Origin of the sequence: Acinetobacter sp. WCHA55 (assembly GCF_002165305.2) — a bacterium.
In the GTDB taxonomy this organism is placed as follows: Bacteria; Pseudomonadota; Gammaproteobacteria; order Pseudomonadales; family Moraxellaceae; genus Acinetobacter.
On the sequence record NZ_CP032286.1, the window covers coordinates 2,264,473 to 2,286,338 of the forward strand.

Annotated in this window: 14 protein-coding genes and 2 pseudogenes; 6 read left to right on the forward strand and 10 right to left on the reverse strand. The window is 41.3% G+C overall.

Annotated features, from left to right (window positions below):
* The first annotated feature begins 9 nt into the window (after positions 1-9).
* Entirely contained in the window at positions 10-1,227 is a 1,218-nt protein-coding gene (locus CDG62_RS13795; protein ID WP_087527250.1) for an OmpP1/FadL family transporter, read from the forward strand.
* Between the two features lie 346 nt (positions 1,228-1,573).
* Here CDG62_RS13795 and CDG62_RS13800 read toward each other — a convergent pair whose 3' ends face one another.
* Both CDG62_RS13800 and CDG62_RS13805 read right to left on the reverse strand, forming a co-directional pair.
* Positions 1,574-2,752 (reverse strand): DUF445 domain-containing protein, encoded by a 1,179-nt coding sequence (locus CDG62_RS13800; protein WP_087527249.1) that lies wholly within the window; start codon positions 2,750-2,752, stop codon positions 1,574-1,576.
* A gap of 200 nt (positions 2,753-2,952) precedes the next feature.
* Positions 2,953-3,414 carry a DUF2147 domain-containing protein gene (locus tag CDG62_RS13805; RefSeq protein ID WP_087527268.1) on the reverse strand — a complete coding sequence of 154 codons (462 nt, stop codon included), beginning with the start codon at positions 3,412-3,414 and terminating at the stop codon, positions 2,953-2,955.
* A 377-nt stretch (positions 3,415-3,791) separates the two neighbouring features.
* Here CDG62_RS13805 and CDG62_RS13810 point away from each other — a divergent pair.
* A pseudogene (locus CDG62_RS13810) lies at positions 3,792-4,926 on the forward strand (IS3 family transposase).
* 748 nt (positions 4,927-5,674) lie between these two features.
* Here CDG62_RS13810 and CDG62_RS13815 read toward each other — a convergent pair.
* The 7 genes and pseudogenes from CDG62_RS13815 to CDG62_RS13845 form a co-directional block, all read right to left on the reverse strand.
* Complete coding sequence (locus CDG62_RS13815; RefSeq protein WP_087527267.1) at positions 5,675-7,396, reverse strand: acetyl/propionyl/methylcrotonyl-CoA carboxylase subunit alpha; 1,722 nt, start codon at positions 7,394-7,396, stop codon at positions 5,675-5,677.
* The gene (locus CDG62_RS13820) at positions 7,396-8,979 is read right to left on the reverse strand and encodes an urea amidolyase family protein (RefSeq protein ID WP_087527248.1); all 1,584 of its coding nucleotides are present in this window, start codon (positions 8,977-8,979) and stop codon (positions 7,396-7,398) included. Before CDG62_RS13820 ends, CDG62_RS13815 begins: the two co-directional genes overlap by 1 nt.
* Before the next feature lie 33 nt (positions 8,980-9,012).
* Positions 9,013-9,819: a putative hydro-lyase gene (locus CDG62_RS13825; RefSeq protein ID WP_087527247.1), complete on the reverse strand. Its 807-nt coding sequence runs from the start codon at positions 9,817-9,819 to the stop codon at positions 9,013-9,015.
* Complete coding sequence (locus tag CDG62_RS13830) at positions 9,812-10,594, reverse strand: LamB/YcsF family protein (RefSeq protein ID WP_087527246.1); 783 nt, start codon at positions 10,592-10,594, stop codon at positions 9,812-9,814. The genes CDG62_RS13825 and CDG62_RS13830 overlap by 8 nt, the downstream gene beginning before the upstream one ends.
* A 35-nt stretch (positions 10,595-10,629) precedes the next feature.
* Positions 10,630-11,884, reverse strand: a pseudogene (locus CDG62_RS13835) (NRAMP family divalent metal transporter).
* A 344-nt stretch (positions 11,885-12,228) separates the two neighbouring features.
* Complete coding sequence (gene mumR, locus CDG62_RS13840; protein WP_087527245.1) at positions 12,229-13,140, reverse strand: LysR family transcriptional regulator MumR; 912 nt, start codon at positions 13,138-13,140, stop codon at positions 12,229-12,231.
* Between the two features lie 341 nt (positions 13,141-13,481).
* Positions 13,482-16,436 carry a heavy metal translocating P-type ATPase gene (locus CDG62_RS13845; protein ID WP_087527244.1) on the reverse strand — a complete coding sequence of 985 codons (2,955 nt, stop codon included), beginning with the start codon at positions 16,434-16,436 and terminating at the stop codon, positions 13,482-13,484.
* An 82-nt stretch (positions 16,437-16,518) separates the two neighbouring features.
* On the opposite strand from CDG62_RS13845, the gene CDG62_RS13850 reads away from it, so the two are divergent.
* The 4 genes from CDG62_RS13850 (at position 16,519) to CDG62_RS13865 (ending at position 20,661) form a co-directional block, all read left to right on the forward strand.
* Entirely contained in the window at positions 16,519-16,917 is a 399-nt protein-coding gene (locus tag CDG62_RS13850; RefSeq protein ID WP_087527243.1) for a MerR family transcriptional regulator, read from the forward strand.
* Positions 16,918-16,983: 66 nt separating this feature from the next.
* A complete protein-coding gene (locus CDG62_RS13855) occupies positions 16,984-17,574 on the forward strand; it encodes a 5-formyltetrahydrofolate cyclo-ligase (RefSeq protein ID WP_087527242.1) in 591 nt (196 codons plus the stop codon).
* Positions 17,575-17,722: 148 nt separating this feature from the next.
* Complete coding sequence (gene lon / locus CDG62_RS13860; protein ID WP_087527241.1) at positions 17,723-20,152, forward strand: endopeptidase La; 2,430 nt, start codon at positions 17,723-17,725, stop codon at positions 20,150-20,152.
* Positions 20,153-20,280: 128 nt separating this feature from the next.
* Positions 20,281-20,661, forward strand: coding sequence for a VOC family protein (locus CDG62_RS13865; RefSeq protein WP_087527240.1), 381 nt, complete (start codon positions 20,281-20,283; stop codon positions 20,659-20,661).
* A 243-nt stretch (positions 20,662-20,904) separates the two neighbouring features.
* Here CDG62_RS13865 and CDG62_RS13870 read toward each other — a convergent pair whose 3' ends face one another.
* On the reverse strand, positions 20,905-21,846 hold the full coding sequence (locus CDG62_RS13870) for a M28 family peptidase (protein WP_087527239.1): 942 nt from the start codon (positions 21,844-21,846) through the stop codon (positions 20,905-20,907).
* Between the last annotated feature and the right edge of the window lie 20 nt (positions 21,847-21,866).

A 21,866-nucleotide genomic window follows, 5' to 3' on the forward strand; every position in this document is an offset into this window, starting at 1 on the left:
GGAATGATCATGAATCACAAGTTTTTAATGTCGACCCTCGCTATGTGTATGCTAAACACGACTGCATATGCAGCTGGTTTAGATCGATCAGGTCAACTCATAACTCCATTTCTACAGGATGGCAATTATTTTGAAGCAGCTATGTATGTGGTTGACCCAGATGTTTCAGGTAAAGTTAGACCTCATAAAGCACCTCCAAATACCGATCTTTCTACTGGAGAAATCGCCAAAGATGATCAGTTTTATAGTGCTGCACTCAAATTACAACTGACACCAAATTTTTCATTTGGATTGCTTTATGACCAGCCCTATAGTGCTTCAGCAGAATATCCAACCATGCAAAATGGCGCTTTCAGCTCTGTAAAAGGAAATACTGCAGCTGAAGTTGATTCGCAAAACTTATCGTTAATATTGGGCTATCAACCCAATAAAAATTGGAATTTGTATGCAGGCCCTGTTTATCAAACTTTAGAAGGAGATGTGAGTATTCAAGGTACTTCTAGCATTGCTTCTGGATATAAAGTTTCTATCAGTGAAGATCATGCCTTAGGATGGATGGCTGGCGTTGCCTATCAAATTCCAGAAATAGCTTTAAAAGCGGCCGTTACTTATCGGTCTGAAATCACACACAAAGGTCATGCAAATGAAGAGTTTTCATTACCTTTTAGTAATCTAGTACCCTTAGTTGGTGAAGGTGAATCATCTGTAACTACACCAGAATCAGTAAATATCGATTTTCAAACAGGTGTTAGTCCTAGAACGTTATTGTTTGCAAATCTACGTTGGGTGAACTGGAGTGACTTTTATGTCAGACCTTACCAGTTTGGTAAAATTACATCACTCGTAACCACAAATATGTTTGGCTATCCAGACGGAGTCAACTTAACTGATTACTCCAAGGATCAATATTCAGCGAATGTTGGTTTGGGGCACAAATTAACGGATAAGTGGTCTGGTGTAGTCTACGGCGGCTGGGATAGCGGTGCTGGAAATCCTACATCAACTTTAGGTCCAGTTGAAGGTTATTGGGCGGCGGGTTTAGGATTGCAATACAACCCGACACCTCAATATTTTATTGCAGGTGGTTTTAAATACGTATGGTTAGGTGATGCAACAGCCCACTCTGCAACGCATTCTATTCCAGGTTTTGAAGAAGCCTCTAAAGTCGCTGATTTTAAAGATAATACAGCTGTCGGTTATATGATGAAAATTGGATATAAATTTTAGTATCTGATTGAACTTACCGCTCTTAATTTTAATATTCTACCTCTTGTTTTGCCCAAAGCGCTCATTGTTGGCTTCGGCAAAACAGGATTTTCTATTCTCTCACTCATCAGATGCGATGTCCTTAGCAATTTATACGTATTTCGCAAGGCACCAACTCTTAAACCATCTGTCCGTCGCTCTTCCATTTTATGCGATACGGACAGCTAAATATTTAGATCAGCCAATCCTTGAAAAGGTATCAACCCTAAATAATGACTTCATATAATTCATTTCATTATTATTTAATAAAAGCTTATTTATCTAAGATTCCTTGCTATAAATAAGCCTTAAAGAGTTACATTTCAAATCAATGATGTAGCATGATATAAACCTGTAGTTCTCCCACTAAGAACCCTAAAATACCGCCTAAGATAATCAGAATTTTTTCATCTTGTTGAAAAACAGGTCTTAATAAACCTTCGAATTGCTCTAAAGTCATTAGCTTCATTTTGCTGGATAGCTCATTTTTTATATCAAGCTGGCTCGCTAAGAGTGGTTCAATATGCTGAGTCATCGCTGGGAGCTGCCCTATCATTTTTTGTGTAATCTGTTTTTTCATTTCAATGTAATTTTGACTGCCCATGCTATACACCAAAACAGGACGTAAATAGCCAGCTTGTTCATCTATCATTTCTTCAATATAACGATGAACTAAATTAAATAATCGGTCAGATGCTGGACCCGAAATGATTGCATCAACAAGATTAGGTACTGTCAGTACCTCTTCCGCAATGAGTTGCGCATGGATCTCACAAACTTCTAATCGGCGTTTAAGAAAAAGACCTTGCCACGACCATACGCCAAAAAACTTTTTTTCTTCTAATGGTCTAAAAACCATTTTTAAAGCCAGCCAATCAGAAAAGAACCCAACAAAACTACCAAATAGAGGCATAACCCATGGTGAATGAGTCAGCGCCCATGTGATTGCTTGTACAACACCAATTATAAATCCAAAATAAATACCTGTTCGACGAATAAAAGCGAACTCTTCTCGCCCCGTTTCTTTAAAAATTTTAATAATGACACGTTTGTCTGTCGTTAAGGCTTTAACGATCATATCCTTCAAGTCAAAAACCGTTTCAAGGTTTTCTCCAAGCTCAGTGACAATACGATGACTCAGTGTTGGCACTTGCTGTTGAACTCTCAGTGTTAATTTGGTCTTGACTGTTTTAGGCAGAACTTGCCATAAACTCGGATAATAGGTCGAGACAATCTCTTCTGTCATACTTTCAACTGCTTTTGAAAGTGGTTTTTCCAACTCACTTAACAACACTCGATGATCTAGACGTTCCCAGATTTCTTGTGGATTAATTAAATTTTTAGTTAAAGTTTCACAGGCAATATTGGCCATATATTCGGCTTTTCTTGGCACAATGCCTTGCCAACCCAAATAAGGCTTAATACCGATAAACTTTATGGGACTAAACATCATTTTGATGGCAAGTAGCTTTGTTATATAACCAATTGCTGCTGCAACAAGTGGCATCGCGCAATATAACAACCAATTTTCTTGTATATCTAGAAGTATATTTGTGAACATTTTTGATACGCACAATTGAACAATATTGTTCAATTTTACACATTAAAAATAATATTTACTTAGGATATGAAAACTGGCTAGTCATGAACAAACAAAAGGGGGCATTAAGCACCCTTTCATAAATTTCAGTTAGGCGAAAAAGACAATTATTCGATACGTATCCATGTCTGACTTCTTCCTAGCTGTGAAATTCCTACATACCCTCTTAGATTAAGACGTCTATTATTCTTCGATAGTTTAATTTTGCTTTTATAAATTTCCCCTGAAACGGGATCTAGAATTTTTCCATTAATATATTCATTTTCTTTTTGAGGGTTTATAACAAAACCCGAAAGAATTTGCATCCCCACAACTTTAGCATCTTTTAATTTTCCCTTACACCTAAAGCAAGTCTCATGAAATGGCTCAGATTGATTTAATTGGGGGTAAATCTTTTCAACTTTTCCTGCATATGTTTCATCTGCATTTTTATAAATACGCACCACTGCTCGTGCAACACCGCTCTTATCATCAATAGTATTCCATTTTCCAATAATCCCATCCTCTGCATATGCATTGGAAATTAGAACAATACAAGTCAAAAAAGTGACATAAATATTTGTAAACATTTGGCTTATTAGCTCCTTATTCATTATTTCAATATAAAAGACAACCTAAAAAATCCATTTTTTCCAAGCATTTCTAAAACACATCAATTTTAAACATATTTGTTCAATATTGATCAAATATTTTCAATTTAAATTGTAAATTAATCTGCGTATTTCACTTTCAAGTCCAGTGCTCGAAAGGCAAAGGCCTGTTCATTGACTCAACAAAAAAAAGAGGACTCTTGCCCTCTTATCATTAAAAATTAAATTTCCGAGTTTTTTCGGTTCACTTTTCCAAGCTTCACTATTGAAAACGATTTATAAGAATGATCCTAGACAAAATAATGGACACATAGTCCCTCTAAAGATAACGTTACGTTAACTTTGGAGATGTAAAAATGGCTAAACGCTTTAGTCCAGAATTTAAACAGCAAGCAATTGATTATGCACTTTCAAACTCACACGAGTCTGTAGCTGCAATCGCCCAGAAATTAGGTGTAGGTTATTCAACATTAGATAAATGGATTCGTGAAGCTAATCCAGCGGGTTCAAGCAAACGCCAACTCTCACCAGAACAACAGCGTATTCTTGATTTAGAGAAAGAGGTCAAACAGCTCAGGGAAGCCAATGACATTTTAAAAAAGGCGCATGTGTACTTCCTAACAGATCATGCCAAGAAAAGTACACGTTAATCCAAGGTCTAGCTATGACTGAAATTACGATTTCTTCTGCTTGTAAATGTCTAGGTGTTAGCACTTCGGGCTACTATGCTTGGCGAAAGAGACTGATTTACGTCAAACAGAAATATACTGATTTAAAAGCTGTATATTGGCAACACCATGCTCGCTTAGGAGCACCTTCACTGGTGCACGACATGCATGATTTAGGTTACTGCATGAGTGAACGTACAGTTGGAAGAATGTTGAGAAAGCTTGGTTTACGCAGCAAGATTTCCCGTAAATATAAGCATACGACTGATTCAAAACATCGTTTGCCAACAGCGCCGAATTTGTTAGATCGCCAGTTTACAGTCACTCGGCCAAATAAAGTTTGGACAACCGACATAACGTATATCCACACCAAAGAAGGTTGGTTGTATTTATGCGTGATGTTAGATTTATTCAGTCGTCGTATTGTGGGTTGGCAAACCAGCCATCGAATAGACCGTCAATTGATGTGTGATGCGTTTAATTATGCAATGGCTCGTCAGGGTTATCCAACAGGTGTGTGCATTCTGATCAAGGCTCACAGTACTATAGTCGTGATTTTAGGGCCCTGTTATTAACGAATAACTGTATTCAAAGTATGTCACGCAGGAGAAACTGTTGGGATAATGCAGTGACCGAAAGCTTCTTTCACACATTAAAAAGTCATGTAGTTCACGGTAGTGTGTTTACTACCCGAAAAGAAGCGAATGCTATATTGTTTGAATATATTGAAGTTTACTACAATCGAATCAGAAGGCATTCTGCAAATGACTGGGTAAGTCCCGAAGCCTTTGAACAGGAATATTTTAAGAATTTAGAGGGATAGGTTGTCCACGATACTGTCTAGGATCAGAAAGCGGATGCTTTTGCTTAAATGAATCGGCTACCAGTAAACTCTACATCTCAAAAAACAGTTTAATTCACTTTTTTTTATTAAATTTTACAAATAAATTTAGTAGGCAAATGGTAGGCTGAAAACGTTAAAAGGTAGGCAGAAGTGAAGAAGTAGGCATATGGTAGGCAAATTATTTATACTTCTGAACAATGTGGTATTGTTTCATAGACTTCAGTATTTTATTATTTAAATACAAATATTTATTTTAATTTTTCATGTATTTAAACTTTGTTTAATATTGTCTCATCTCGCCAAAAACAAGATTTCCCTCAGAACTCATCGGGTTCAGGGTAACGACACATGCAGCGGCATCATCGGAGTGCTTTATTTAATTGAATAACATAACTTATAAATAATACCTGTTTCGCCTCATGTTAAAACCCACATAAATCATTAAAAGTATGTTGATTCAAAAGTCTAGAAAAGGAAATCTTCAAAGCGTTCCAATGAACAAGCAGAATAGTTTATATTATAATTTCGTTACTAATGCATATACGATATACAAGAAGCCGATTCAGAAACAAGTTCTTTCCTTATTTGTTAAATTTTTATCGTGTCATTTTTCTAGTTTATTTATCCATAAAACAAAAGCTAATTCGCACTCAATTTTAAAACTTTCCAAATGAAAAACCTGACTTAGCTGAATGCTACATCAGGTTCATTCAAATCATTTAAGGGTTTAGCAAATCGATGCAAGAATATGTTCTGCGTGACAAGTCTCTCCCTGTTGAGCCATCAACTGAATCACTCCGCTTTGATGCGCAAGTACAGGGACTTCCATTTTCATGGCTTCCATAATTGCCACTACTTGCCCCTCTACGACCTGCTCCCCATTTTCTACTTTCCAATTACTAATCACACCATTGATCGGAGCAAGTAAATGTTCAGCACGCGCAGCTATTTCTGTAGCTAATTGGTCTTGAACTGTGATTGTAGGGCTTTGTGCAAACATGCCTGCTGGCAAGCCTAAACGGTGTAATTTTCCATCAATTTCAATATAGCTGAGTAACATCGGCTGTTGATGATTCGGAATACTGCGTTTCGTTGGCTTTAAATCCTGTTTAAAATCATTTTCAATCCAACGAGTATGGACATTAAATGTGTCGGTAAAATCAGCTTCATTTAATACAGCACGATGAAAGTCTAGAACCGAAGCAACCCCTTCAATTTTAAATTGCTTCAGCGCACGTTTAGCACGGGCAATAGCAACCTCACGTGTCGGGCCAGTAATAATCAGTTTTGCCATAAGCGAATCAAAATGACTCGACACCAAAGAGCCTGTACGAACACCTGTGTCGACGCGGACACCCTGACCAAACGGTGCTTCAAATAAACTCAATACACCAAATGCAGGAATGAAGCCACGAGCAGGGTCTTCAGCATTGATACGAAACTCAATAGCATGCTCCTGCGCTTTCGGGGTTTCTTTGATTGAAAGTTCATAGCCTTGAGCCACACGAATTTGTTCAACCACCAAATCGACATTGGCCGTTTCTTCCGTGACAGGATGTTCCACCTGCAAGCGGGTATTCACCTCTAAAAATGAAAGCTTTCCATCACGGCTCAGCAAATATTCAACGGTACCCGCACCAACATAGTTAGCTGCCTGACAGATATTTTTAGCCGAAGTTAAAATTTCTGCATAAATTGCATCGCTGATAAAAGGCGCTGGGGCTTCTTCAACCAACTTCTGATTACGACGCTGTAGCGAACAATCACGTGTACCTAAAACCACTACATTGCCATGTTGATCGGCAATCACTTGTGCTTCGACATGGCGTGGTTGATCTAGGTATTGCTCAACAAAACACTCACCTCGGCCAAAAGCGGCTTGTGCTTCACGTACAGCCGACTCATACAGCTCTTTTACATCTTCCAGTTTCCAAACAACTTTTAAACCGCGACCACCACCGCCAAATGCGGCTTTAATCGCAATAGGTAAACCAAACTGCTTTGCAAACTCGAGGGCTTCATCAGCATTATTTAAAGGGTCTTGTGTGCCTTGAACTAAAGGCGCACCCACTGAAGCCGCTATCTTACGTGCTTCAATTTTATCACCCAATTTTTCAATAGCATTCGGTGATGGCCCGACCCACTTTAAGCCTGCATCAATTACGGCTTGAGCAAATTCAGCACGTTCAGATAAAAAACCATAACCTGGATGAACCATGGTCGCTTTGGACTTTTTAGCAACGTCAAGAATGGCTGGAATATTTAAATAGGTTTCACGTGCAGTTGCACCCGCCAGACCCCATGCTTCATCCGCCAGTTCGACATGCAGACTGTCCATATCGTCATTGGCATATAAAGCAACCGATGAAATACCCATATCACGGCAAGCATGAATAATACGAACGGCAATTTCACCACGGTTTGCGATTAATAATTTTTCAGTCGTCATCATTTATTCTCAAAATCTGTAAATTCGGTCATTTTTTTAAATTTGATTTGGCAACCTGCTGGAATTTGCGCCACCAATTCCCATTGGTGCTTCGCTACAGCCGCAATGACGGGGTAACCACCAGTTAAGGGATGGTCATTCATAAACAGTACAGGTTGACCATTTGGCGGGATCTGTAAAGCACCTATACAGGTTCCCTCACTTTCCAACTCATGGGTAATTTTTCGCTGCAACGGCTGCTCACCCGAGAGTCTCAGGCCAACCCGATTGCTTTCATTGGTCACCAGCCATGCTTGCTGACATAAGCGTTCTATGCTCTCTGCTTCAAACCAATCCGTTCGCGGTCCCATCACAATGTCTAGCTCTACCACATCGCCGACTTTAGGCAAGTTCAACTTCGCAACTTCGGTGACACTGATATTTGAAGCCTTAACCTGTCCTTGATAAACAGTATCCCCCGTTTTTAGAGGTTCAGGCCCTAATACAGCCAAACTATCAAATGAGGCACTCTTCAGCACAGGCTGCACGTCGATACCACCACGAATTGCCAGATAATTTCTCAGCCCTGCCGTCGGTGCTTGAATCTGAAATTCATCGCCTTCATCAAGGGCAATCGCCTGATAACTGCCAAAGTCAGCCTTTTGGCTATCACTAAATTTCACTTGTATGTTTGAAATTGCTCCTGTAACCGCAATAACTGCGGACTGATGCATTTTGGCTTTCAAACCACCATTTAAAACTTCAATTACAGGCGTCGGAGTTGGGTTACCAACAATTCGATTTGCACTGTGCATCGCCGATACATCCATCGCCCCTGCAACACCCACACCAATTTTGGTCTGGTTAAAACGCCCTTCATCTTGAATCAGCATCTGTAGACTCGGTGCCGTTACCGTAAACAAAGGCATGGAGTGTTTCGGCTCAACTGTACTAGTGACTTGCTGTGGTACGCTAACCGTGGTCGGTTGATGTGTGACATCTTCAAAATGTACTGTCATTCCCGGTAACAGTAGCGCTGGATTTTGACGCTCCAAGTCCCACATTTTTTCAGCAGTCGTACCGATCAGCTGCCAGCCCCCCGGACTGTCTTTCGGGTAAATCCCTGAATATTGCCCTGCCAGCCCCAAAGAACCTGACGGTATTTTTTTACGTGGTACGGCTAAACGAGGAATATCTGTAAAAGGTCGATCGGGACTGCTCATATATGCAAAGCCCGGCGCAAAGCCAATAAAACCCACATTCCAAACACTTTGACGATGCTTCAAGATAACATCAGCAATTGAAAGCCCTTGTAACTCTGCAACCTGAGCGAGGTCTTCACCCGTATAGCAGATAGGAATTATCAGTTCTTGCACATTACGCTCAATACCTGAACTGACTTTTACAGTCTGAATCGAAGCAACCAGTGTTTTAAAGTTGGTTTCGATTTCATTAAAAAAAACCAAAATCGTTTTTGCAGCAGGGACTAAGTCTTTAATTCCATTCAATTGCATCGTGTGCAATTTATTGTACAACGCCAATGTTTCCTCTAAGCTCGCAAGCTCTATAAGAAAACAATCCGCGTTTACCGATAAAAAACGCATGTGCCTATCCTTTTAATTGTTCTTTCGTGCCGCTTAACCTATCCATGCACGATCAGGTATATCGGTAATCAACATATGACCGGGTGCATGGCTAATGGCAAAAGGAATTTTTGAGTTCATCACCGCTGCTTGTGGGGTGACACCACAAGCCCAAAATACGGGAATTTCCCCAGCTTCGATACGTGAAGCATCGCCAAAGTCTGGCTGATTCACATCACGAATGCCCAAACCTTCAGGATGTCCAATATGTACAGGCGCGCCATGTACACTTGGCATCCGTGCTGTAATTTTGACGGCATCCGTGATTTGATGGGAAGGAATCGGGCGCATAGAAACCACCATGTTGCCCGAAATACGCCCCGCAGGCTGACATTGAATATTGCTCAAATACATCGGTACATTGGTCTGATCATGGATATGACGAACTTCAATGCCCGCCTCTTGCAGTGCTGTTTCAAAAGAAAAACTACAACCAATTAAAAACGTCACCAAGTCAGGATGCGCATGATAAATATCACTCGCATCGGTGACTTCATCGACCATTTCACCTTCTTTCCAGATGCGATAACGTGGAAAGTCAGTACGTATATCTGAGTTTTCTGCCAATCTTGTGGCATAAACACCTTCTTCTAACACATCTAAAACAGGGCAGCTTTGCGGATTGCGATGTGCATACAGTAGAAAATCATAAGCCCAATCTTTAGGCACCGAAATCATATTCACCTGCGTCATGCCCGCAGCCATACCTGCCGTTGGTTTGTCAAAGCCAGCACGAATTTTTAAACGCGCAGCTAAAGCAGCTTCAAGCTGCGCTGAATCGACACGAATATCCTTATACATTGCGCACTTCCTCATGCTTTAAGACAAAGGGACGAATTTCAATATGATGATTTAACAGTTCAGCTTTAATCGCAGCCGACATCTCTAAGGCACCAGCGGTGTCGCCATGTAAACAAATCGTATCGGCTTGGATAGGAGTAAATACGCCATCAATCGATTCAACCCCACCATTTTTAAGCATAGACACCACACGGCGTGCCACAAATGCAGAGTCGTGTAAAACTGCACCGTCTAAACGACGAGAGACCAGTGAACCATCACTGTTATAAGCACGGTCTGCAAATGCCTCAGATACAACTTTTAAGCCTGCCGCACGTGCTTGTTCAACCAATTTGGAACCTGCCAGTGCCACCAAAACCAGTTCTGGGTTATACATTTTGATAGCATCAATCACTGCAGCTGCCTGAGCTTGATCGTGTGCAATAGTGTTATACAGTGCGCCATGTGGTTTCACATATTGCACTTGAGAACCTGCCACTTTAGCTAGACCATCTAGTGCGGAAATTTGATACAACACATCGGCAATCAGCTCATCACGTGACACATCCATATTACGGCGACCAAAACCGACGAGGTCTGGATAAGATACATGCGCGCCAATCGTGACCTTTAATTCAACAGCCTTGCGCAGTGTTTTTAAAATCCCCAGCGGATCTCCTGCATGAAAGCCACATGCAATATTGGCACTCGTCACCACAGGTAGAATTTGGTCATCATTGCCCATTTTCCACGAACCAAAACTTTCACCTAAGTCACTATTTAAATCTACAAACATGGCTTAATTCCTTTATCACTTCACCGTCGTCTGGCTTAAAGTTTGGTTAAATAATTAAAGACTGTGGTAAAGGACATATAGCCCATCCACCATGTCAACATACACGTGAGTACTCCCAAAATAAGTAACCATTTTGGATAGTTATAATTGCCCATCATATCTTTACGGCAAGCAGCTACATAAACAAAAATCGTTAACCCAATTGGCAATACCAAACCATTAAAGCCACCAACAAAAATCAACAATCCAGCAGGAGTTGCACCCAGTACCACATACAGCAATAACGCTAAAGCGATAAATGTAATGGTGGTGTAGTTGGTTTGTTTAGGACTGAAGTTTTTCTTAAATGCAGTAAAGAATGAAACCGAAGTATAAGCGGCACCAATAGTACTGCTGATCCCTGCTGCCCAGAAAATCAGACCAAATAATTTATAACCAAAAGTCCCTGCGGCATATTGAAAAGCTTGCGCTGCGGGATTGGCATCATGGCTGGCTAAATCAATCGTTGCACCACTGACAACCACACCCAAGAAAGCTAAAAACAGCACATACCGCATGATGCCTACAACCACAATACCTTTGGTTGCGGCTCTTGCAACTTCATCAATATTTTCAGGGCCAACCGCGCCTTTATCCAGTAAACGATGGGCGCCTGCATAACAGATATAGCCGCCGACCGTTCCACCAACAATCGTGGTGATAATGGCAAAATCAATCTGGTCGGGTGCAAACGTTTGATGAACAGCTTGGCCCACAGGTGGCATCACAATAACGGCAACAATGATAATCAAGATGATTTTAAGCAACCCCAAAACGATCATGCTTTTATCCATGGCCAGCGTGGCTTTTCTTGAAGCAAAAATTAAAATGGCTAAAGCACCACTTAAAATGCCGCCCCATTTGGTGTCCAAACCAAATAATGCATTGAGACCTAAAGCTGCGCCTGCAATATTACCAATACTGAAGAAGAAGCCGCCCAAAATGACCAGAAAAGCCAGTAAGTAACCACTGCCCGGCAAGGCTTTATTGGCAATATCCGAGGCACGCATTTGCGTGAGTGTTACGACACGCCAAATGTTTTGTTGAACCACATAATCAATCAAAATAGACACGAGAATGGCAAAACCAAACGCCGCACCCAATTTCACAGTAAAGACTGCGGTTTGAGTTAGAAAACCAGGCCCCATTGCAGAAGTTGCCATCATAAAGATTGAAGCAACAATGGCCCATTGGCGATCTGATAAAAAAGAAGATTTTAATAAAGACATATTTAATGCGTTCCTCGTCCATTTGAGCTTAATAACGCTATTTTCAAGTTGAACCAAGAACATCATTTTGTTTGCAAATTCTGTTCTTAAATCCATTTAACTGACAAAGATTCCCTGTTGCCCAACCAAAGCCATGGTGGATCAAATCTTCTATTTGAAATAAGAACATAGGCAAGCGCGAGGAACAATACGACTTTTTAAATCAATTATTAAACTCAAATAACTGTATTTTAATGTTTTTTATTTATTAAAAGTCTAATGATAAATTTTACTTATCACGCACGATAAGCTGCTTTTATGGTTTTTCAAACAAATTACGTTTTGAGATAAAGTAACTTCACTTGTCAAAAAACTGGTACGCCTCAATTATTTTTTAATTTTCTCCAGCAATCTTTTCATTGCACTTTCAGAAACAGCGACTGCGACATCAGTTAATTTCTCTTTTAAGGCTGCATCATTACCTTGCATATAAATTGAGGTGAAATGAAAAGTTTTGAGCTGGATCGGGGTATTTAAAATTTCTAAGCGACCATCAGTAATTTCCTTTAGCGCCGTTAAGGTCGGCACAACGGCGATCCCTAAACCTTGCTCCGCAAGACGCAATAAGGTCGCAAGCGAATAACTGGTAATTGAAAGCGGCTCATCCAGTGCCTGCTCTTTCATTTTGGCCTTGAGCTCTTTATAGGGATAGGTAATTTTCGGGTAGGTTAAAATGGTATGAGACATCAATGTCTTAAACGACATTTGCCCCACCCCACCTTTAAAAGATGGCGCTGCCAAGAAGCTCAGCTCAAAGTCACATAGCGCCTGTTCCACACACTCAAAAGCCAAAGTCGGGCCCAGCAAAAAGGCCATGTCCAAATCTCCTGTACGCACACCCTCTTGCAAATTTGGAGTTAAATCCACCACAATTTCCACAGAAACTTTAGGAAACTCTTTTTGTACTTTCTCGATATATTCAACCAGCCACGTATAAACAATCGTCTCAGAAACACCTAAACGAATTGTTCCTGTTAAATGCTGGTTTTCAGTCAGCTCAGCCACCAAATCGGTTTCCAAACGCATAAACTTTTCAGCATATTTAAACAGGGTCATGCCTTTATGGGTGGGTTTAAGCTGTCGAAAACTGCGATCGAGTACTTTAAAACCTAAATCATTTTCAAGAGCAGTGATTTTTTGGGAAACCGCAGGCTGAGTGGTTTGTAATTTTGCAGCAGCCTTATTGAAGCTATTTAAGGTCACAACCCAATAAAATGCTTCTAGATTTTTTAAATTCACCCTGAATCCTGCTTTTTCTCCATCCCGCTTATAGTACGGCAGTTACTACTATTTTTTAAGTTTCCATTGTAGATAATTTAAAAATGACTCACGATATGACGCTCATTAAAACTTTAGTGCTTACCCAAACACCTCCTTTTTGTATTGTTTAACCAATCTTAATCTGTCTAACCTGATCAAGGCTCTTTAGATCAAGTTGAATCAAAAAAGGCTTGAAGGGGGCAATGTTTATTCACGCTGTGCTTCCTTCCATCACGAATCATCATAAAAAAAGCATCTTTGTTAAAAAGATGCTTTTTAAGATTCAACTTAAAAAAGAGACTGTAAAAATCTAAAAGCGCTTATTTACTCTTCTGTAAACGTAAAGCGTTTAAGACCACGGACAGTGAGCTCAGTGACATCGCCACCGCAGCAAACATCGGGGTGAGTAATAAACCTGTTAATGGATAGAAAATCCCTGCTGCCACAGGTACACCCAAACCGTTATACACAAAGGAAAATGCAAGGTTCTGTTTCATATTACGTACACCCAGTTTCGCCATATGTAGCGCATCGGCTGCTCCACGAATATCACCTTTCACCAAAGTGACTTGCGCAGTTTGTTTCGCAATATCAGTTCCGTTCCCCATAGCAATCCCGACATTGGCTTGTGCTAGTGCAGGTGCATCGTTAATGCCATCTCCCGCCATGGCGACAATTTTACCCTGGGCCTGATATTTCTTCACGATCTCCAGTTTTTCAGTTGGCGTACAGTTGCCATAGACGTGTTGAATACCCAATTCCTTAGCCACCAACTGGGCATTTTGTTCGTGGTCACCTGTTGCCATGACCACTTCAATACCATCATCAATCAGCTGTTGAATCACTTGCTGAGCATTGGCTTTAATCGCATCGTGAATAGAAATATAAGCCAGCACTTCTTGGTTATTGCTTAAGAAACTGATCACGTTGCCTGTCGCACGTTGCTGATTCAACTGGCTTTGCAAAGTATCATCTAAAGTAATGCCGAGTTGTTCTAGCAACTTTTGGCTGCCAATATAGAGGGTTTGCTCGCCGATCTGCCCTTTGACACCAAACCCAGTCACATCTTCAAAGTCTGCTACTTTAAGCAATTGCTGTGCAGGAACAATTTGAGTCAGAGTTTGAGCAATCGGATGACTAGAATATTGCTCAATCGAGGCAATCCACTGTTCTACTTGAGTTTGTTCTACATTTGGACTGAGCAACTGAATTTCTTTAAGACTTGGTTTACCTTCCGTCAGAGTCCCTGTTTTATCGACAATCAATGTATTGACCTTACTTAACGCTTCAATCGCCTCTGCATCTTTAAACAGTACCCCTTTTTGTGCCGCGCGACCTGTGGTTGCCATCACGGACATTGGCGTTGCTAAACCCAGCGCACATGGGCAAGCAATAATCAGTACCGCCACCGCGCACATCAGAGCCAAGTCAAATTGTGCACCACCAAAGATCATCCAAGCAGCAAAGGTCAGCACACTAATCAATAGCACGATGATGACAAAGTACTTGGCAAATACATCGGCCAAACGTTGTAACGGCGCTTTTGAACGCTGTGCTTCTGCTACCGTTTGAATCATTTTCGCCAAAGTGGTATTCGCCCCGACCGCCGTGGTTTGAATACGAATACTGCCTTGTTGATTGACCGTACCACCGATCACCGTGTCATGCACTTGCTTTTTCACAGGTACAGGTTCGCCCGTCATCATGGCTTCATCGACATAGGTTTTCCCTTCCACCACCACACCATCGAGTGGAATCTGCTCACCTGAGGCAATTTGTAAAATATCGCCTTGTTTGACCATACCAATATCCACTTCAACCACTTGATCGTTTTGAACCAACTTGGCCGTGTTGACTTGCAGTTTCAGTAAGGCTTTGAGTGAGTCTGCGGTTTTGGCACGCGCTTTCAGTTCCATGATTTGACCAAGCAAACTTAGAGACACGATCATACAGGCCGCTTCAAAGTACACTGCAACGCCGTGCCCAGTTTTGGCTTCCATTGGAATCACACTTGGGAAAATCGTTGCCACGACACTATAAATATAAGCTGCCAACACCCCGACACCAATAAGGCTCCACATATTGAGGTTGCGAGTTTTATACGAAGTCCAGCAACGTTCAATAAAGGGTTTACCTGCCCACAGCACTACAGGAGTCGCGAGGACTAACTCAATCCACGGCTGAATATGCGGTGAAATGAAACTATGAATGTGCGAACCCATCGCCAGTACAAATACAATCAACGTCAGTGGTAAAGTCATCCAAAAGCGATGGCTAAAGTCCACCAACTCTGGGTTGGGTGCATCATCTAAAGTCGGTTGCATCGGCTCGAGTGCCATACCACAAATCGGACACGTCCCCGGTCCTTTTTGTACAATTTCAGGGTCCATCGGACAGGTATAGTCCATATCCGCAGCCCCTTCAGGCACAGGACGCTGATCGGGTGGAATCAGATAAAACTCAGGGTCAGCCTTAAACTTATCTAAGCAAGAAGGATTACAGAAATAATAAGTCTGTTGCTGATAATCCGTTTTTAACTCTGTATTTGGGTCAACGGACATACCACAGACAGGATCAATAAATGCGGATGAACCAGATGGAGCATGATGTTCATGCTTTCCTGCACCGCAGCAACTACTTTTGGCTGGTTCTGCTTTAGGTTTAGGTGCGCAACAACTGGCTTTGGTATCTGGTTCTGTTTGTGGCTTAGGTGCACAACAGGATGCTTTTTTCTCAACCACTTTCGGAGTCGACCCACAACAACCTGAAGCTTTAACTACAGAATCTAAATGTTCAACCTTTACATAAGCCTCCGGATTGGCAATGAATTTTTGCTGACACTTTTCACTACAAAAATAATAATCCTGCCCCTGCCACTCGGTGTGCGGTTTGCTTAAATCCGTCACGGTCATACCACACACAGGGTCAATAAATGTGGTCTTCTCTGCATCTGACACAGGTTTGGATCCGCAACCACAGCCTTTGGAAATAACTACAGCACTTCCCTCTTTCGCCTGAGAGGAAGCATTGCTTAAATCTGTTTTCGGTTTACCACAACAAGTGCTTGATTGTTTTTCTGAGCCTAAGTAAGCCTCTGGGTTAGCGGCAAATTTCTTTAAACAGCCTGAGCAACAAAACAAATAACGAACAGATTGATGCTCATACACATGTGGAGAATCTTCCGCCACTGTCATACCACAAACTGGGTCGATCCTTATGACCGTAGGCGCTAATTTATCTTTGGAACAGCAAGAAGTTTTGTGTTGCTCACTCATTCTGACTCACCTTTTATTTTTTGATTGTGTTAGCATAAAGTCTGTACCTAGGTACTGAGTCAAGCCTTTTGGAGATTATTTTATGCTTACGATCGGCAAACTGGCAAAACAGTGTCATGTTAATGTAGAAACGATCCGTTATTATCAACGCATTGGTCTGATGCGCATTCCTGAAACGACTCAAAACTATCGTTATTATGGTCAGCAAGATATTGAAACCTTAAGCTTTATTCAGAAAGGTAAAGATGCGGGCTTACAACTCAGTGAAATTCAGGATTTATTGCACTTACAATTAGATGACCGCGAAAAAGTCCGTGATGTGATTCAGCAACGTCTGGAAAAAATTGACCAACGCATACAGGAACTCAATGCTTTGAAACAACGGCTTTCAACTTGGGTGGATGAATGTAAAACCACGACAGATAGTTGCTGCCCCATTTTGCAAGAACTGAAAAAAGGTTCAACACTAGGCTATAAATAAAGCCTGCCTTTTAATTTGGCGATCACTTTAACACTCATCTTTTCGATACTCAGGACTGCGTTCACCATGTCGATTGAACTTGCCCAACTCAGAAAACAACTTCGCAAACAACGCAGACAAGTTTCCTCCTATCAACAGCAGCAGTCCGAACAGCAAATTTTACAGCGCTTAAAACGCGTGCCCGAATTCAAACAGGCCAAGCACGTCGGTATTTATCTACATGCCTTTGGGGAAATTCAAACCCATAAAATCATTACGTATTGTTTTCATCAAAAAAAAGCAGTGTATTTACCGATGATTTGCAATATGAATCAACGCTTGGTGTGGGTCAAAGTTTCACACAACCAATTTCAAAATAAACGCTTTTCCCACCATCCGCTGGGTATGCAAGAGCCCATGGCGACACGTGGGCAACACGTTTCACATTTAGAGCTCCTGCTCATGCCATTATTGGCGTGTGATCCTTATGGCACACGTATTGGCATGGGCGGTGGTTTTTATGATAAAACCTTGGCATCTGCGCCCTATCACCGTCCATTTCGTCTTGGTTTGGCGCATCATTTCCAGTTGGTGCCACAAACTTTAATCCGGGAAAAATGGGATCAGCCTTTAGATGGACTACTAACCCCTCGACAACATTTACGCTTCAAGCGCTAAAATTGACATTTTTGACTGTTGAGAATACTTAAAAATCACATGTTTAGTCATTTTTTATACAATTTATTTTGACCTGCCCTTGTATTTTTTAAAATACCCATCACTATAAAAAACATGGCAACACCGTTGTCACTCATTAGGAGTGCCCATGTCTGAAATTATTATGAATCAAGAAACCTTAGAGCCTCAGGTTCCAAGTGTATTACCACTTTTAGCGTTACGTGATGTAGTGGTGTACCCACACATGCAAATCGCGCTATTTGTAGGTCGTGAAAAATCGATCAATGCAGTTGATGTGGCTCGTAACAGTGACAATCTAGTATTTGTAGTTGCTCAGAAAGATTCTCTTTCAGAAGAAATTGATCACGACAACTTATATCAATACGGTACTGTCGCGAAGATTGTGCAAGTTGTGAATCATGAAAATGATGAAAACTGTATAAAAGTATTAATTGAAGGCTTACATCGTTCAAAGCTAGAAAAAATCATTGATGAAAATGATTATCTCACAGCTGAACATGCGCTTAGCCCAATGTCAGTCCACATTGACAAAACAACACAAGAAACACGTGTACAAGAGTTACGTGCCCTGTTTGGTCAATACGCTGAAGCAAAACTACGTAATGCACGTGAACTGATTGCTGCTGCGAACAAGATCGACGATTTACTTCAATTATTATTCTTCGTAGCGACCCGTGTTCCACTGAATATTGATGTGAAGCAAAAATTCCTCGAACACGATGAGTTTGAAGCACACTTACAAGAACTGATGACGTATTTATTGCAACAATCTGAAGAACAACAGATTGAGCAAACTTTACATGACTCAGTGAAGCGTCAAATGGAGAAAAACCAACGCGAATACTTCCTCAATGAAAAGATGAAGGTGATTCAGCGTGAACTTTCCGACATGAATGGCGGTGCAGAAGATGACGTTGCAGAAATTGAAAAACGTCTTGCTGAAGCAGATTTGCCCGAACACGTGCGTAAAAAAGCGGAAAGCGAATTCCGTAAACTAAAAGCAATGCAACCTGCATCTAGTGAAGCGGCTGTGGTGCGCAATTATATCGAGGCCATCTTAGATACGCCTTGGAATAAAGCCAGCAAAGTCAGTATTAACCTTGCGAAAGCACAGGAAATTCTGGATGCAGACCACTATGGCTTAGATGACGTGAAAGACCGTATTGTCGAATATCTTGCGGTACAGTCACGCGTGAAAAAGCTTAAAGGCCCAATCCTTTGTTTGGTTGGCCCTCCAGGTGTAGGTAAAACTTCACTGGGTGAATCTGTTGCGAAAGCGACAGGTCGTGAGTTTGTCCGTATGGCATTAGGTGGCGTACGTGATGAAGCGGAAATCCGTGGTCATCGTCGTACTTATATCGGTGCGATGCCGGGTAAAATTGTGCAGTCTTTAACGAAAGTCGGCGTGAAGAACCCATTGTTCTTGCTCGACGAAATCGACAAGATGGCACAAGACTACCGTGGCGACCCTGCTTCTGCGTTGCTTGAAGTACTCGATCCATCACAAAACAGCAAATTCAATGATCACTACCTCGATCTTGATCTAGATTTGTCTGAAGTGATGTTCATTTGTACTGCAAACAGCATGAATATTCCTGAAGCCTTACTGGATCGTATGGAAGTGATTCGTCTACCGGGTTATACCGAAGATGAAAAAGTCAACATTGCTGAACGTTACCTTGTTCCGAAAGCCATTAAAAATAATGGTCTACGTGCAAAAGAATTGACTGTTCATGAAGAAGCGATTCGTGACATCGTGCAACGTTATACACGTGAAGCGGGTGTGCGTAGCTTAGAACGTGAAGTCTCTAAAATTGCCCGTAAAGTGGTCAAAGAAGCGGTCAGTAAAAAGGCGAAAAATCTGCAAATCGATGTGACTTCGGCAAACCTTCCAGACTACTTAGGTCCACATAAGTTTGACTTTGGTATGGCGGAAGACGAAGCCCAAGTCGGTCGCGTGAACGGTTTGGCATGGACTTCTGTTGGTGGTGAGTTATTGACCATTGAAGTTGCAGCGGTCAAAGGTAAAGGAAAATTCATCACTACAGGTTCACTTGGTGACGTGATGAAAGAATCCATTACTGCTGCTATGACCGTGGTACGTACCCGTGCAGATGAACTCGGTATTGATGCATCTCGCTTTGATGAAACAGATGTACACGTTCACTTACCTGAAGGTGCAACACCTAAAGATGGCCCTTCTGCAGGTCTCGCGTTAACGACAGCATTGGTTTCTGCCTTCACTGGTATTCCAATTCGTCCTGATATCGCGATGACAGGTGAAACCAGTCTAGGGGGCCGTGCAATGCGTATTGGTGGCTTGAAAGAGAAACTACTCGCAGCACACCGTGGTGGCATTAAATTGGTCTTCATTCCTCAAGACAACGTCCGTGATTTATCTGAAATCCCTGACAATGTCAAAGAAGGTTTAGAGATTAAAGCAGTAAAATCAATTGATGAAATTTTACCACTAGCGTTGACCTCTATGCCTGAACCGTTGGTCAAAGCACCAATTGTCAAAGCGGTCGATGAAGGCAAAAAAGCCGCACGCCACTAATTCCGCAACGTAAAAAGAGAGCTTCGGCTCTCTTTTTTTATTACAATTTACTGTAGATAACACCACACATCTTTATGCTTTTATTTCCTACAATAATTTGATCAAGGGATACATGTAGGGCAACTAAAATGAAAAACCCGATTGGATGGTTTGAAATTTATGTGGATGACTTATCTCGTGCCAAACAATTTTATGAGTCTGTTTTTAATATTCAATTAACTGAATTAACTCCACCAGCGGATGATAATTCGTTGCAAATGTGGGCTTTCCCTTCAGACATGCAAGTCTATGGCGCTTCAGGTGCACTGGTGAAAATGCCAGGCTTATCCGCAGGAGGAAACAGTACTTTAATCTATTTTTCATGTGATGATTGTGCGAATGAAGCGAGCCGACTTGTTGAATCTGGTGGAAAAATTCATGAAGCAAAAACGGCCATTGGTGAATATGGTTTTATTGTGCTGGCCTTTGATAGTGAAGGAAATATGATTGGCCTACATTCCATGACATGAAACGGAGAAACCCCAAATTTTCGCTTAGCTTGTTTGATTTTTTGTATTAAACCTTTCCACTATCATCCATCAGACTTGAAAAATCTATAAACAGCCCGATATAAATAATAAGAGCAGATATGCGCTGTATGTTTCTTTTTATTGGTGATTTGAAATTGCATGGTCATCTGATTCTCCAGACGGATGACCTTTTATCGCAGTTCTCGCTACTTGGGAACTGCGTTTTTTATTGCTCAAAATACATTAAGGTTTCAATAAATGCTGTACCAGCCCATCGATCACATTTGCCATTTTGGTCAAATTCAACGTCGCTAAGCGGTCTGCTTTGGTATGGTAGTGACCATTTCGATAAAATGCCGTATCGGTAATCATCACTGCTGGAATATCAAACTCCCAATAATTCAAATGATCTGAAAAATCAAAAGCATTAGCAAAGCTTGGTGCAACCAAACGCTGACATTCCAGTTGATTCAACTCCTGCATCGCAGCACAGTAGCCTGTACCTAAATCACGTGAACTGACGTTACTCACGGTCGCAATAAAATTACCATGTGTTGGGTAAATCCACTTTAAGCCCACAGGATAGCTTTGGATGGGTTGCTCGCTAAAAAACCCAATCATTTCTAAAATATAAACACCTTTGATCTTATCTTTTTGTGACTGAACCGATTTTGCATGCACATAACTGCCCATTTGTTCAGTTTTAGAAAATGGTGGTTCTTCTAAACTATAAAACACAAAGTCCACATTGTTGGGCAGTTTAGACTTTTGCTCTGACAAAATGCGCGCCGTTTCAATCACGCCAGCAACACCAGAGGCATTGTCATCTGCACCATCTTGATCGCCAAAAACGTCATAATGTGCCCCAACAATCACGCGGTCTGCACGTCCAACGTTTAAACTGCACACTACATTTCGGTAGATTTGCTGATTGGCCGTAAAGTTTTGATAGTGACAGGGAACGCCCAATAAGCGCATTTGTTCTTTGATCCATGCAGAGACACGGTTCAGTTCATCAAGGTTTTTATAGTTACGTGCTTTGCCCTGACCAATCACTTGCTCCAAATAAACTTGTAGGTTTTGTTCATCAGCCATTTTGACGTTGCTTGCAAATACCTGCCCTGTGAAAGTAGTCAGTACAGCAATCCACAAAAAAACCTGTTTTTTTAAAGTTTTGAGCCACATTGTTATTATTCCAAGTATTT

Coding starts and splice junctions, on each gene's coding strand:
- CDG62_RS13795 (WP_087527250.1), top strand. CDS start 10: ATGAATCACAAGTTTTTAATGTCGACCCTCGCTATGTGTATGCTAAAC.
- CDG62_RS13800 (WP_087527249.1), bottom strand. CDS start 2,752: ATGCCACTTGTTGCAGCAGCAATTGGTTATATAACAAAGCTACTTGCC.
- CDG62_RS13805 (WP_087527268.1), bottom strand. CDS start 3,414: ATGTTTACAAATATTTATGTCACTTTTTTGACTTGTATTGTTCTAATT.
- CDG62_RS13815 (WP_087527267.1), bottom strand. CDS start 7,396: ATGACGACTGAAAAATTATTAATCGCAAACCGTGGTGAAATTGCCGTT.
- CDG62_RS13820 (WP_087527248.1), bottom strand. CDS start 8,979: ATGCGTTTTTTATCGGTAAACGCGGATTGTTTTCTTATAGAGCTTGCG.
- CDG62_RS13825 (WP_087527247.1), bottom strand. CDS start 9,819: ATGTATAAGGATATTCGTGTCGATTCAGCGCAGCTTGAAGCTGCTTTA.
- CDG62_RS13830 (WP_087527246.1), bottom strand. CDS start 10,594: ATGTTTGTAGATTTAAATAGTGACTTAGGTGAAAGTTTTGGTTCGTGG.
- CDG62_RS13845 (WP_087527244.1), bottom strand. CDS start 16,436: ATGAGTGAGCAACACAAAACTTCTTGCTGTTCCAAAGATAAATTAGCG.
- CDG62_RS13850 (WP_087527243.1), top strand. CDS start 16,519: ATGCTTACGATCGGCAAACTGGCAAAACAGTGTCATGTTAATGTAGAA.
- CDG62_RS13855 (WP_087527242.1), top strand. CDS start 16,984: ATGTCGATTGAACTTGCCCAACTCAGAAAACAACTTCGCAAACAACGC.
- lon (WP_087527241.1), top strand. CDS start 17,723: ATGTCTGAAATTATTATGAATCAAGAAACCTTAGAGCCTCAGGTTCCA.
- CDG62_RS13865 (WP_087527240.1), top strand. CDS start 20,281: ATGAAAAACCCGATTGGATGGTTTGAAATTTATGTGGATGACTTATCT.
- CDG62_RS13870 (WP_087527239.1), bottom strand. CDS start 21,846: ATGTGGCTCAAAACTTTAAAAAAACAGGTTTTTTTGTGGATTGCTGTA.